Consider the following 12,153-nt stretch of genomic DNA (forward strand, 5'->3'; position numbering starts at 1 on the left):
GCGGAAAGGCGCAGCTCGCGACGGGTGGGGCGGACGGGTAGCGGATGGATAGCAGGCGAGTAGTGGGGCCGCTGAGGATGGTGACCACAGCCCCACCGGACCAGACCCGGGGGGCAGGACGACGGACCGATCGGGTCCGGCACGTGACTCACCCACGAAGGAGACGATCATGCAGAACGAGAACATCGAGAACGTCGACGTCCAGGTCGAGGACGAGGCCATCGAGGTCCGCATGCTCGACCGCATCGAGACCATCGGCTCCAAGGCCGTCGAGGGCTGATCCTCCGACGCGGACCGACACCGAGTGCCGGCGGGGGGCGCCCCCCGCCGGCACCTCGGCGTCACCGGCCGCCTCGGCTTCCACCGCACCTGGCACTGCCACCTGGCACACCGCACCTGGCACCGCCCGCACACCGAACTCCCGGGAAGAGCCGCTCTGATGAGACTTCCGAAGGTCAAGTTCGACCACCTGCCCTACCGCACCGACGACGGCTCGGTGCGGATCGGCGGCGAGCTCTACGGCCTGGGCGCCGAGATCCGCGACCCGCACGGGTGGGTCTGGACGGCCCTCGTCCTGATGGACGGCACCCGTGCGGAGGAGCGCATCATCGACGAACTGCGCGCCGAGCACCCCGGGTTGGCCCTCGCCCCGGCCGCCCGGATCGTCAGCGGACTGATCGCCACCGGCTACGTCGAGGACGCGGCCGGCGCCGACACCGACCGGCTGGACCCCGCCGAACAGGAGCGCTACGCCAAGAACCAGGCCTTCTTCCGCCGGATCGACCTGCGGCCCCGGGAGAGCCAGTGGGACGCCCAACTGAAGCTCAAACGCGCCAGCGTGGTGGTGCTCGGCGTCGGCGGCACCGGCAGCCACGCCGCCTGGGCGCTGGCGGCCGCCGGGGTCGGCCGGGTGCACTGCGTCGACCCGGACCGGGTCGAGCTCTCCAACCTGACCCGTCAGGTCCTCTACACCGAGGCCGACCTCGGCCGCCCCAAGGCGGAGGTCGCCGCCGAGCGGCTGCGGGCCGTCAACTCGGGGATCGAGATCACCCACGACACCCGGACCGTGGAGAGCCGGGCCGGGCTCGCCGAACTGGTCGCCGGCCACGATGCCCTGGCGTTGTGCGCGGACGAGCCCGACAGCGAGACCCTCCGCGGCTGGGCCTCGGAGGTCTGCGCGCAGACCGGGGTGCCGTGGGTCGGCGGCGGCTACAACGGCCCGTTCGTCTCGGTGGGCACCTTTACCCGGGAGGGCCCCTGCTTCCAGTGCGTCGCCGCCGGAGAGGAGGCCCGGCTGCCGGACGGACCGCCGCCCAGACTCGGCGGCAAGGGCGTGCTCTCGGCCTCCGCCGGCATCTCCGGCAACCTCGTGGCCTACGAGGTGATCGCGCTGCTCTCCGGGGTCTCCCGGCTCGCCCCGGGCTACCTGCGGGCGATCAACCTGATCGCCCCCGACGACCAGCCGCTGATCCGCCACGAGCGCCGGCCCGACTGCCCCAACTGCCATGGCTGACGGACTCCGTGACGAGGGGCTTCGTGACGACGGAGTCCGCGACGACACCAGGGTGGTCTTCCACCCGCTCGGCATGCGCGAGGACGCCGGGGAGTGGATCGTCGGCCGGGCCGACACCGGCGACTTCGTGGCGCTGCCGCCCGCGGGAGTCCGGGCCATCCGGCTGCTCCAGTCCGGTCTGTCGGTGGCCGAGACAGCGGCCCACATCCAACGCGGGACCGGCCGCCGGCTGGCCGTCGCGCCCTTCGTCACGTCGCTGACCGCGCTGGGCTTCGTCCGCTCGGTGGACGGCCGCGAGGTGGACTCCGCCCCGCCGGTGCGGCCCACCTTGCCGTGGATCCGCACCGAGCACGTCCGGTGGCTGCTCAGCCCGGTCGTCCCCGTCCTGCTGCTCGCGATCGCGGCGTCCGCCGCCGTGGTGCTGGCCGTCCGGCCCCGACTGCTGCCGAGCTGGCACGACCTGGTCTGGAGCGACCGGGGCACCCTCGTACTCGCCGGGCAGGCCGCTCTCACCTGGGCGATGCTCTTCGTCCACGAGCTTTCGCACCTGCTGACCGCTCGGGCGGCCGGCGTCCCGGGGCGGATCCGGCTCGGCACCCGGCTGCAGTTCCTGGTGATGCAGACCGACGTCTCCGGGATCTGGCAGTGCACCCGGCGGGTCCGCTGCACCGTCTACCTCTCCGGCATGGTGCTGGACCTCGCCACCGCCGGCGGCTGCGTGCTGATCGAGGCCGGCACCGGTCCGAACCGGCTGCTGTCCCTGCTCGCGCTCAGCAAACTGCTGGCCGTGGCCGTCGAGTTGATGGTCTTCATGCGCACCGACGTCTACTTCCTGCTCCAGGACCTCCTCTCCTGCCGCAACCTCTACCAGGACGCGGCGGCCCACTGCCGCCACCTCGTGGCCCGCTGCCTGGGCCGGGCCCACCCCGACCCGCTGACCGCCCTGCGGCCACGGGAGCGGCGGATCGTCCGCGGCTACGCAGTCCTGATGGTGCTGGGCACCGTCGGCTCGCTGGTCCTCGCCTACCTGGTGTTCGCGAAGGTCACCCTGGTGCTGCTGACCCGGGCCCTGCACACCCTGGGTGGCCAGGCCGACCCGCTCTCCCTCGCCGACGCCGTCGCCACGGTCATCGCGCTGGTCACCACCCAGGGCCTGTGGGTACGCGCCTGGTGGCGCCGGCACGGACCGAAGGTCCGCCCCGCGCTGCGGTCGCTGCTGCGGCGCTCGGGGAGTGCGGCGCAGACCCCGGGACGGACAGCCGGGCCCTGACCGGCACTCGACCGGGGGCGCGCCCGGCTGGTATCGATTGGGGCGTGCGATTCGAACAGGTACCGATGCCGGACGAGGTGGGGGAGCGCCCCCGGGACGAGCGGGGGTACCCGGTGCCGGCGATCACGCCGTGGCAGGACGGGCAGCCGCAGTTCGCCCTGACCGACCACGGGCGCAGCGCCGACTGCGCGTTGGAGCGCCGCTGCTCGGTGTGCGGGGAGTTCATGCCGCGCGGACCGGTGTGGCGGGTGGTCGGCCCGGGGGAGAGCGCCGCGATCGCGGAGGCGCTCGCGGCCGGGCGCGGCTACCGCAACCTCGCGCCGACCATGGAGGGCCCGGGCCACCGCGCCTGCATGCTGTACGCGGCCATGGTGTGCCCCTACCTGGCCCGGCCCAACGCCCGCCGGAAGGTGACCGCCGAGGCCTCGGCGGACGGGCTGACCGCCGCCGCCGTCCGCGGCGCGGCGCGCGGCGGGACGGGGGCGGTGGTCGGGTTCGGTGACTACGAGTACGCCGTCACCGAGGCCCGGGTGCTGTTCCGCTTCCTCGACGTGGTCGAGTTCCTGCCGCACGAGTCGGCCGACGAGCACCTCGCCGAACTGCGCGCCGAGCTGGCCCGCGTGGCCGGAACGTCTTCGGGCACCGCCTAGGCCCGGCCCGGACCGGACCGGTTTGGGACCGGCTAGGGGGCAGCCCAGGGCCGGCCCTACGGCCGGTAGGAGGGCAGGCCCTTGATGGTGGAGACCTGGGTCGGCGCCGCCGAGCCGTCGGCCGGCACGGTGCTGATGCCGTCCGGGGTGCGGGCGGCGACGGTCCTGCCGTCGGGGGACCACGCGGGCTCGGTGTAGTCGGTGGTGGCCGAGGGGGTGAGGTCCTTCTCGGCCTGCTTCCCGAACTCGGTGGCGCGGGTGAACAGGTGGTCGTGGCCGTTCACCGAGCGGACGAAGACGATCTCCTGGCCGTCCGCGGTCAGCGCGGGCTGGGAGCCCTTGCCGAGGTCGCGGGCGGCCGGGCGGAGGTAGTCGTCGTAGAGGTACACCTCGTTGGCCGGGGTGTTGGCGTACGCGATCTCGGCCTGCTGGCCGCCCGCGTTGGGCCAGGTGTTGCCGGTCTGCGGGGGCTGGGGCTGGCTGCCCGCGTCGCCGCCCTCGGAGTTGCGCGGGGTGAGGTCCGCGACGGTGCCGCCCTTGGCGGGGACGGTCGCCAGCCGCAGCACACCGCCCTTGGTGGCGGCGAACACGATGTTGTTGTAGCGCTCGGTCTCATTGGGCACCGAGTCCCCGCTGGGCCCCTTGGCGGCGTGCTGCCAGGTCGGGTGGGACCAGGCCTCGCCGCTGGGGGCCTTGGCCAGGGTGGACTTGCCGCTGCCGTCCGGGTTGGCGGTGACCAGGTCGCCGTCGCCGTTGACGAAGACGACCTTCTTGCCGTCGGGGGACCACGCGAGGTCGCGGACCACCGTGCCGAAGTCGACGGTGGTGCCGTTCATCGCGACGGTCCTGGTGCCCGTGCTGATGCTGAGGTGGTTGGCCGCAGAGGTGCCGTTGACCTCCTTGGCGCCCGGCGCGGGGCTGCCCGAGTGCGAGCCGCCGCCCGGCGCCGCCGTGCCCGGGGCCGCCGGGCCGGGAGTCGCCGTTCCGGTCGCGCCGGGGGCCGCGGAGCCGGGGTCGCTGTTGTCGGGGCCGCAGGCGGAGAGCAGGACGGCGCTCGCGGTGGTCATCAGGGCGATGGCGGCGGCGGTGCCGAATCTGTTGCGCACGGACATTGCAGGGTCCCCCTCGGATGGTGCTGTCGCTTCGACAAGGAGGTTCCCCGCCCGAGGTCAGGACTGGGTGCGCGCCGTGTCACAGCCGTGGAACAAGCGCTGCCCGACGCGGCGGCAGTCGGCTCGTCCGGTAGGGCCGGGGTGCTCAGAGGCCGAGTTCGGTGAGGCCCGGGTGCCCGTCCGGGCGGGGGCCGGCGGGCCAGTGGAGGAGGCGTTCGGCGGCGGTGATCGGCAGGTCGTTGATGCAGGCGAGGCGGCGGGCCATCAGGCCGTGCCGGTCGAACTCCCAGTTCTCGTTGCCGTAGGAGCGGTACCACTGGCCGCCGCCGTCGTGCCATTCGTAGGCGAAGCGGACCGCGATCCGGTCGCCGTCGTACGCCCACAGCTCCTTGATCAGGCGGTAGTCGAGTTCGCGCCGCCACTTGCGGGTGAGGAAGGCGACGATCTGCTCGCGCCCGGTGAGGAAGTCGGCGCGGTTGCGCCAGCGGCTGTCGGGTGTGTACGCGAGGGCGACGCGCTGCGGGTCGCGGGTGTTCCAGGCGTCCTCGGCGGCCTGGACCTTGCGGTGGGCGGTCTCCTCGGTGAAGGGGGGCACGGGAGGGCGCTGTTCGGTCATGAGGCATCTCCTCGGGAACGGGCATTCCACCAGTGAGAACGATCGTTCTCACTTCAGTCGCTACCCTAGGAGAATCATCGTTCTCACGCAAAGGGCACGGCAGATGGATCAGGTGGACCCGCGGACCCGGATCCTCGACGCGGCCGAGGAGCTGTTCTACGGACAAGGCGTCCAGGCGGTCGGGATGGACGCCGTCCGGGCCGCCTCCGGGATGACCATGCGCCGGGTCTACCAGCAGTTCCCGTCCAAGGACGAGCTGGTCGAGGCCTATCTGCGGCGCCGCGACGCGCGCTGGCGGGCGAGCCTGGCCGTCCACGTCGCGCGCACCGGCGGCACGCCCCGGGACCAGCTGCTCTCGGTGTTCGACTGGCTCGGCGGGTGGTTCGCCGAGCCCGGCTTCCGCGGCTGCGCCTTCGTGAACGCCTTCGGCGAACTGGGTGCCGGCACCCCGGCCGTGGCCGCCGCCGCCCGGCACCACAAGGCGGAGTTCGCCGGGTACCTGGCCGGCCTGGCCGAGGCGGCCGGAGCCCCGCCCGCGACCGCCGCCCAGCTGGCCCTGCTCGCCGAGGGCGCCATCACCGTCGCGGCCGTGCACGGGGACCCGAGCGCCGCCGCCGACGCCCGGGAGGCCGCCCGGCTGCTCCTGGACGCCACCCTGGCGGGTCGGGGCTGACAGGGCCGGGGGCGACGGGGTCGGGGCTGACAGGGCCGGGGCCGAGGGGGTCGGGGCCGAGGGGGTCGGGGTCGAGGGGGCCGGGGCTGAAGGACGGGGTGGCGGAGGTCCTGGAGCGTCTGTTCCCGGAGGGCTGAGCCGACGGCTGCGGCGGGCGGGGATCCGGAAGCCGGAACCCGCCCGCCGCCCACCGATCGTTGCCCGCCGTCCGCCGCCCACTCGGAGCGGCGCCCGGGCTCAGGGTGTGTCGGTGTGGGTGAGGGTCTCCCAGCCGATGAAGTAGTCGGCCCCGAACGGGCTGTGGGCCGCCACGTACTGCTCCGTCTGCGGCATCGCCAGGCCCTCGCGCAGGTGGTACTCGTTGTAGGCGAGTTGCACGGCCGGGCCCAGACCGGTGTTCACCGAGCCGTCGCACAGCCAGTCCGGGGCGCTCGCGCCGTTGTCGTAGGCGGTGTGGAACTCCAGGGCCTTGACCAGCCGTTCGCGTCCCTCGCCCCACAGGTCGAGTCCCTGCAGCCGGGCCGTCTCGGCGGTCTGGGCGGCGGCCTCCAGGCCCCAGCCGGTGTGGCCGAAGTCCCGGCAGGTCTCCTGGGAGAGCCCGTCCACGAAGGTGGACTGGCCGTTCCAGTACTTGACCAGCGCGGACTGTCCCTGGATCCCGGCCTTCGGCGGCGGCACCGGGAGGTTGCCGTCGGAGGAGAGGTAGACGTAGGCGGGCAGCCGGTGCCGCCACAGGTCCGCGGCCCGGTCGAACAGGCCGCGGTCGTCGAGGAAGACGGCGATGCCCATCAGGGCGTCGGTCTGGATCAGCTCCCAGTTGCCGTTCTTGCGCGGGCTGCCGGGGGTCAGCAGCGGCACGTAGACGGTGCGCAGCATAGTGGCGAAGCGGTCGACCGAGCCCGCGGACCAGCCGGCGTCCGAGTGGCGGATCAGCTCGGCGGCGCGGGCCCAGTTGTTGCCCGACCAGCCGGTCTGCAGCGGCGCGTTGGTGTTGGTGTGCTCCCGGATGACCCCCGACCAGGCGTCCATGATGGCGATCGCCTTGTCGGCGTGGCGCCGGTCGCCGGTGAGGGCCCACTGCAGGGCGTGGGCGTAGGCGGCCATCGAGTCGTCGCGCTCGTCCGAACAGCCGTTGTTGGGGTGGGAGCTGGAGCCGCACTCGACGGTGGCGCGCGGCTTGGGCTGCCAGTCGAGCGAGGCGTACTTGCCGGCCCGCAGATCCGCGAGGGCGGAGGTCCAGGGCTCGGCACCAGCGGCCAGTTTGCCCTTGACGAAGGCGAGTTGCCGCGCGCCGACCAGCACTCCGGGGTGCTGGAAGGCCGCGGCGGGCCGGCTGCCGACCGTCGGGGTGCGGGCTTCGGCGGGGGCGCCGGCGGTGGGCAGGAGCAGCGCGGCGAGGGTGGCGCCGGCGATCAGCGTTCGGACAGCGCTGCGGGTGTTGTTCCTGGTGGTGCTACGACCCATGGGAAGTCACCTCTCGGTGGGGGAGGAGTCGTGCTCGGGCCCGGGAATAGGCAGTTAGGAAACCTTCCTAACGCAGGGCATTGAACCACCAACGCGTGAACACGCCAAGCCGCCGCGCGCCGCGCGGCCCTTGCGGGGCCCGGCCCCGTGCGTCCCACCAGTCCCTCGTTTATCGCCCGTTGATCGCCGCCGCCTACCGTCGGTTCCATGGACGACAGGACGGCCGAGCGGCCGGGGGCGGCGCCCGAGGGGCGGATGGCGGAGCAGGACACCGAGCGGTTCCGGCAGTTGCTGGCCGGGCTGGAGAACTCACTGGCGGCGGACCGGGAGGTGGCGGGGCGTGACGCTTGAGGCCGCCGAGCCGGGTGGCCCGGTGGCGGTGCTGCCGCTGTGGCGGCGCGGCGCGGAACACCAGGACGCGGACCGGCCCGGGGTGCTGCGGGGGCACCCCGGGCCGGTGGTGTCGCCGTCCGATCAGCCGGAGGTGGCGCCGGACGAGCGCTGACGGATCGAACGTCGATGGCGAGGTTGCGGCCGGAGCGGTCGCGGGTGGAGCTGACGGGGCAGGCGGCGGCTCACTAGCAGTCGCAGCCGCAGCCGTCGCACCCGCAGCCGTCGCAGCAGTCGCACCCGCAGTTGCAGCAGTTGCAGCAGTCGCCGCAGCCGCCGCAGTCACAGGCGTCGCAGCAGTCGCAGCAGTCGTGCCGCTCGCAGAAGCCCTTGCGGCGCTCCCGGGTGAACGGGTCGTCGTGCTCGCAGCAGAGCAGCTGGCAGGAGCAGGCCATCAGCGCCCACACCGCGCACCCGGCGAGCAGGTTGCGCGGCTGCGGCGGCTTTCCGCCGGGCGGCGGGATGAAGCCCGGGCCCTGAGGCACCCACGGGGGTACGGGCGCCTGGTCCGGGGCCTGACGCGGCGGAGCGTCCTGCGGGTGCTCGCCGGTGGCGCCGGTGGCGCCGTGGCGGCAGCTCGTCCCGTGCCCGGCCCGGCCGAAGACGCGGTCCACGGCGCTCTCCGTCTCGTGTCCGAGCAGGACGTGCACCAGGGCCCGGTCGGTCAGTTCGACCTCGCGCAGCGCGAGCCGGATTCCGTGCACGGCGTCCCGGCAGAGCCGCTCGGCCTCGGCGCGGTCGGTGCCGGTGGCGGTCAGCGGGTTCCAGGCGCCCGAGGCGGCGTCGGCGTCCTGGTCCTCGGCGGCGTCCAGGAGGTGGGCGAGGCGGCCGAACAGCCGCCCCGCCTCGGCGAGCGGGGCGGCGTTGCCGGGGCGCCCGGCGATCACGGCGGTGTGGGCGAAGGCGGCCGAGGTGGCGGTCTCGGTGGGCTCGGTGACCAGCAGGACGGAGCCGCCGGGCAGCAGCGTGCGCTCCAACTCGCCCTGGCGGGACGCGGCGTCGAGCAGTACGGCGGTGTCGAAGCCGACCGTGGAGGCACTGCCCGCGCTCTTGCGGTCCCAGCGGCGGGTCACCGCGCGGGCCCCGGCGGCGACCGGCCGGCGGGCGAACACGCCGTCCCGGTCCTCGACGTGGTCGCGGATCTTCACCGAGGCGAGTGCCAGCGACACGGCGGCGGCCAGCCGGGCACCCTCGCCCTTGGCCACCGAGGCGGTCCGCATGCCGCGCAGCGGGCAGGGTCCGGCGGTGCGGCGCCACGAGGAGTCCTCCCGCTCGGCTTGGGCCTCGACCAGGACGGAGATGATCAGACCGTCGTAGTTGGTGGCGGTCCGGGCGAGCTGCCCGTGGTCGTCCCGCAGAGCGAGGCAGAGCCCGCAGAGGTGCGCCATCCAGGAGGTCTGGAGGCGCTCGGACAGTCGGTGCCTGCACGGCCTGATGATGCCGAACACGATCGTTGGTCCCCCTCGCCGATGGGCCGCTGACCGGCCACTTTGTCGGCGGACATCATATGAGCATGCTGCGGCCGGGGATCCAGCGACCGGTGGGGCCGGGCCGAATCGGAGCCGAAGCGAAGCCGAGCCGCCGTCAGACCGTCACCGGGTCCGAGGGAACCACGCCGGAGGCCGGGAGCACGATCCCATATCCGGGATAGCATCGCGGATATGGGAATCGACACCGTCGCCGACGAGCGGCTGGCACGACGGCTCGCCGAGTTGCGGGTCGAACGCGGCTGGACCCTGGAGGAGTTGGCCCGGCTCGCCGACGTCAGCCGCTCCACCCTGTCCCGGGTGGAGCGGGCCGAGGTCAGCCCGACCGCCGCGCTGCTCGGGCGGCTGTGCGCCGTGTACGGGCGGACGATGTCCCGGCTGCTCGCCGAGGTGGAGTCCGGCCCCGCCCGGCTGGTCCGCGCCGAGGACCAGCAGTCGTGGCAGGACGAGGCCACCGGCTTCGTCCGCCGCTCGGTCTCCCCGCCGCACGGCTCGCTGCACGCGGAGATCGTCGAGGGCCGCCTCCCGGCCGGCGCCGACATCGCCTACGACCGGCCCTGCCTGCCCGGGCTGGAGCACCACCTCTGGCTGTTCGAAGGGCAGTTGGAACTGAGCCTGGACGGCGAGCCGCAGCTGCTCGGCCCCGGCGACTGCCTGCGCTACGGCTCCGGCACCAGCCGTTTCCGCAGCCTCGGCCCCGGCGCGGCCCGCTACGCCCTCGTGGTGGTCGAACCGTGAGCGCCGCCGACGGCCCCACCGGGCCGATAGCCGAGCGCCCGGCCGCGGCACCGCCGAAGGAGCGGTTCGACGCCGCCGGGCGCCGCGTGCTGCTGGTCTGCGTCGCGGGTGGCTTCACCACCCTGCTCGACCAGTCCGTGCTGAACACCTCCATCCCCGCCCTGCGCGAGGCCCTGCACGCCCAGCCCGCGCACCTCCAGTGGATCGTCGCCGGGTACTCCCTGGCCTTCGGCCTCGCGCTGATCCCCGGCGGGCGGCTGGGCGACGTCAAGGGCCGCAAGTGGTTCTTCGTCACCGGCCTCGCCCTGTTCACCCTGGTCAGCCTGGTCTCCGCGACCGCCGGCGACCCGGTGGTGCTGATCGCCGCCCGGCTCCTCCAGGGCGTCGGCGCGGGCCTGGTCAACTCCCAGATGATCGGCACCCTGCAGGACGTCTTCGACGGCCAGCTGCGCGCCCGCGCCCTCGGCATGTACGCCGTGACCGGCAGCCTCGCCTTCGCCCTCGGCCCGCCGGTCGGCGGCCTGGTGCTGGCGGCGGCCGGCCCGGAACTCGGCTGGCGGCTCACCTTCCTGCTCAACGTCCCGTTCGGGCTGGCGACCGTCCTGCTGGCCGTCCGGCACCTGCCCAAACCCCGCCCGGCCGCCCGGAACGCCGATCTCGACCTGCTCGGCCTGCTGCTGGTCGGCGCGCTCACCCTGGTCCTGATGCTGCCCTTCGTCCAGCCGCCCGGCCTGGCGGGCTGGCTGGCCTTCGTGGCCGGCGCCCTGGCGCTGCTCGGTGCGCTCGTCGGCTGGCAGCGCCGCTACGCCCGCACCGGCGGGAACCCGCTGATCCACCCCGCGCTCACCCGCTCCGCGCCGTACGCGCTCGGCACGGCCACCGCGATGGCCCAGTTCGGCTCCTCGCTGGCCGCCTCGCTCGTCCTCACCATGTTCCTCCAGGACGGCCTGGGCCTGTCCCCGATGGGCGCCGCCCTGGTCTCGCTGCCCTCGGCGCTGGCCATGGCGACGGCCTCCGCACTCGCCTGGCGGGTGGTGCAGCGGCTCGGCCGGCGCACCGTCACCATCGGGATGACCGGCTCCGCGCTGGCCATGCTGCTGAGCGGCGCCGTCGCCCACTGGGCCCCCGCCGCCGTGCTGCCCTGGCTGCTCGCCCTGCTCCAACTGCTCAGCGGCGCCTCGGTCGGACTGATGGGCTCCACCAACCAGGCGTACGTGCTGCGCCACGCGCCCGCCGAGGCGGCCGGGGTGAGCGGGGCGATCCTGCAGATGGCGCAGCGGATCGCGGCGGCCGTCGCGGTCTCCGCGCTGTCCGGGGTCTACCTGCGGGAGACCGCCGGGGGCGGCGGCCACCGCTCCGCCTACCTGGCGGCCAGTCTGGTCTGCGCCGCGGTGGCCGGACTCGCCGTGCTGGCCTCGGTGTTCGCCGGCCGGGCCACCGGCGGGGACCGGGCGCCCGGGGAGCCGGCCGCGCTGAGCCGAGGGCGAACAGCCGCCCGCTGACCGCCGGCCGGCGCGTACGGTGGTGGGCATGACGACAGTACGGACGGTCCGGCTCCCCGAGGTCACGCTCTCCTACCGGGAGAGCGGACGCCCCGACGGCCCGCCGCTGGTGCTGCTGCACGCCCTCGGCGAGCGCGCCGCCGACTGGGACACGGTGTTGCCCGACCTCGCCCCCGACCACCGCGTGTACGCGCCCGACCTGCGCGGCCACGGCGACAGCGGCCGCACCGCCGAGTACGACCTGGAGCGGATGCGAGAGGACGTGCTCGCCTTCCTGGACGCGCTCGGCCTGGACCGGGTCGACCTGGTCGGCCACTCGATGGGCGGGGCGGTCGCCTACCTGCTCGCCCAGGCCGCGCCGGAGCGGGTGAACCGGCTCGTCCTGGAGGAGATCCCCGCCCTGTACCCGCGCCCGGCCAGCGTGCCGCCCGAGGGCGAGCAGGAGCCGGCGCACTTCGACTGGGCGATGGTCCGGGCGATCAAGGCGCAGTTCGACGACCCCGACCCGGCCTGGCGGGCCGGGCTGGCCCGGATCACCGCCCCCACCCTGGCGGTCGCGGGCGGGGCCGCCAGCTACATCCCGCAGGAGCGGATCGCCGAACTCGCCCGGCTGGTCCCGGACTGCCGACTGGTCACCATCGAGGCCGGGCACCTGGTGCACAGCGCCCGGCCGGCCGAGTACATCGCCGCCGTGGCACCGTTCCTGGCGCCCTGACGCCCTGACGCCCTGACGCCCTG

13 protein-coding genes are annotated in these 12,153 nt (G+C 74.4%); 9 read left to right on the plus strand and 4 right to left on the minus strand.

What is annotated here, in order from left to right:
* Positions 1–439: 439 nt before the first annotated feature.
* From ACZ7BZ_RS21000 to ACZ7BZ_RS21010, 3 genes are read left to right on the plus strand one after another with little or no spacing between them, the layout of a single operon-like run.
* Entirely contained in the window at positions 440–1,513 is a 1,074-nt protein-coding gene (locus ACZ7BZ_RS21000) for a HesA/MoeB/ThiF family protein (protein WP_470359575.1), read from the plus strand.
* The gene (locus tag ACZ7BZ_RS21005) at positions 1,506–2,783 is read left to right on the plus strand and encodes a hypothetical protein (RefSeq protein WP_470359576.1); all 1,278 of its coding nucleotides are present in this window, start codon (positions 1,506–1,508) and stop codon (positions 2,781–2,783) included. The genes ACZ7BZ_RS21000 and ACZ7BZ_RS21005 overlap by 8 nt, the downstream gene beginning before the upstream one ends.
* Before the next feature lie 44 nt (positions 2,784–2,827).
* Positions 2,828–3,433, plus strand: coding sequence for a hypothetical protein (locus ACZ7BZ_RS21010; protein WP_470359577.1), 606 nt, complete (start codon positions 2,828–2,830; stop codon positions 3,431–3,433).
* Positions 3,434–3,489: 56 nt separating this feature from the next.
* On the opposite strand, the gene ACZ7BZ_RS21015 is transcribed toward ACZ7BZ_RS21010, so the two are convergent.
* Positions 3,490–4,539: a TolB family protein gene (locus tag ACZ7BZ_RS21015; RefSeq protein ID WP_470359578.1), complete on the minus strand. Its 1,050-nt coding sequence runs from the start codon at positions 4,537–4,539 to the stop codon at positions 3,490–3,492.
* A gap of 151 nt (positions 4,540–4,690) precedes the next feature.
* Complete coding sequence (locus ACZ7BZ_RS21020; protein ID WP_470359579.1) at positions 4,691–5,161, minus strand: nuclear transport factor 2 family protein; 471 nt, start codon at positions 5,159–5,161, stop codon at positions 4,691–4,693.
* Between the two features lie 103 nt (positions 5,162–5,264).
* On the opposite strand from ACZ7BZ_RS21020, the gene ACZ7BZ_RS21025 reads away from it, so the two are divergent.
* Positions 5,265–5,834, plus strand: a complete 570-nt coding sequence (locus tag ACZ7BZ_RS21025) for a TetR/AcrR family transcriptional regulator (protein ID WP_470359580.1) — start codon at positions 5,265–5,267, stop codon at positions 5,832–5,834.
* Positions 5,835–6,071: 237 nt separating this feature from the next.
* Here ACZ7BZ_RS21025 and ACZ7BZ_RS21030 read toward each other — a convergent pair whose 3' ends face one another.
* Positions 6,072–7,298: an alginate lyase family protein gene (locus ACZ7BZ_RS21030; protein WP_470359581.1), complete on the minus strand. Its 1,227-nt coding sequence runs from the start codon at positions 7,296–7,298 to the stop codon at positions 6,072–6,074.
* A 207-nt stretch (positions 7,299–7,505) separates the two neighbouring features.
* Here ACZ7BZ_RS21030 and ACZ7BZ_RS21035 point away from each other — a divergent pair, with 207 nt between their 5' ends.
* Together ACZ7BZ_RS21035 and ACZ7BZ_RS21040 are read left to right on the plus strand one after the other, a co-directional pair.
* Positions 7,506–7,649: a hypothetical protein gene (locus tag ACZ7BZ_RS21035; RefSeq protein WP_470359582.1), complete on the plus strand. Its 144-nt coding sequence runs from the start codon at positions 7,506–7,508 to the stop codon at positions 7,647–7,649.
* Positions 7,639–7,803, plus strand: a complete 165-nt coding sequence (locus tag ACZ7BZ_RS21040; protein ID WP_470359583.1) for a hypothetical protein — start codon at positions 7,639–7,641, stop codon at positions 7,801–7,803. The genes ACZ7BZ_RS21035 and ACZ7BZ_RS21040 overlap by 11 nt, the downstream gene beginning before the upstream one ends.
* A gap of 73 nt (positions 7,804–7,876) precedes the next feature.
* Here ACZ7BZ_RS21040 and ACZ7BZ_RS21045 read toward each other — a convergent pair whose 3' ends face one another.
* Entirely contained in the window at positions 7,877–9,136 is a 1,260-nt protein-coding gene (locus ACZ7BZ_RS21045) for a DUF5685 family protein (RefSeq protein WP_470359584.1), read from the minus strand.
* Positions 9,137–9,349: 213 nt separating this feature from the next.
* Here ACZ7BZ_RS21045 and ACZ7BZ_RS21050 point away from each other — a divergent pair, with 213 nt between their 5' ends.
* Genes ACZ7BZ_RS21050 through ACZ7BZ_RS21060 form a run of 3 tightly spaced genes read left to right on the plus strand, consistent with a single transcriptional unit; the run spans position 9,350 to position 12,130 of the window.
* Entirely contained in the window at positions 9,350–9,913 is a 564-nt protein-coding gene (locus tag ACZ7BZ_RS21050; protein WP_470359585.1) for a helix-turn-helix domain-containing protein, read from the plus strand.
* Positions 9,910–11,415 carry an MFS transporter gene (locus tag ACZ7BZ_RS21055; RefSeq protein WP_470359586.1) on the plus strand — a complete coding sequence of 502 codons (1,506 nt, stop codon included), beginning with the start codon at positions 9,910–9,912 and terminating at the stop codon, positions 11,413–11,415. Before ACZ7BZ_RS21050 ends, ACZ7BZ_RS21055 begins: the two co-directional genes overlap by 4 nt.
* 28 nt (positions 11,416–11,443) lie before the next feature.
* Positions 11,444–12,130: an alpha/beta fold hydrolase gene (locus ACZ7BZ_RS21060; RefSeq protein ID WP_470359587.1), complete on the plus strand. Its 687-nt coding sequence runs from the start codon at positions 11,444–11,446 to the stop codon at positions 12,128–12,130.
* Positions 12,131–12,153 lie beyond the last annotated feature (23 nt).

The organism is Kitasatospora sp. NPDC036934 (assembly GCF_055608425.1).

Coding starts and splice junctions, on each gene's coding strand:
- ACZ7BZ_RS21000 (WP_470359575.1), top strand. CDS start 440: ATGAGACTTCCGAAGGTCAAGTTCGACCACCTGCCCTACCGCACCGAC.
- ACZ7BZ_RS21005 (WP_470359576.1), top strand. CDS start 1,506: ATGGCTGACGGACTCCGTGACGAGGGGCTTCGTGACGACGGAGTCCGC.
- ACZ7BZ_RS21020 (WP_470359579.1), bottom strand. CDS start 5,161: ATGACCGAACAGCGCCCTCCCGTGCCCCCCTTCACCGAGGAGACCGCC.
- ACZ7BZ_RS21025 (WP_470359580.1), top strand. CDS start 5,265: ATGGATCAGGTGGACCCGCGGACCCGGATCCTCGACGCGGCCGAGGAG.
- ACZ7BZ_RS21030 (WP_470359581.1), bottom strand. CDS start 7,298: ATGGGTCGTAGCACCACCAGGAACAACACCCGCAGCGCTGTCCGAACG.
- ACZ7BZ_RS21035 (WP_470359582.1), top strand. CDS start 7,506: ATGGACGACAGGACGGCCGAGCGGCCGGGGGCGGCGCCCGAGGGGCGG.
- ACZ7BZ_RS21050 (WP_470359585.1), top strand. CDS start 9,350: ATGGGAATCGACACCGTCGCCGACGAGCGGCTGGCACGACGGCTCGCC.
- ACZ7BZ_RS21060 (WP_470359587.1), top strand. CDS start 11,444: ATGACGACAGTACGGACGGTCCGGCTCCCCGAGGTCACGCTCTCCTAC.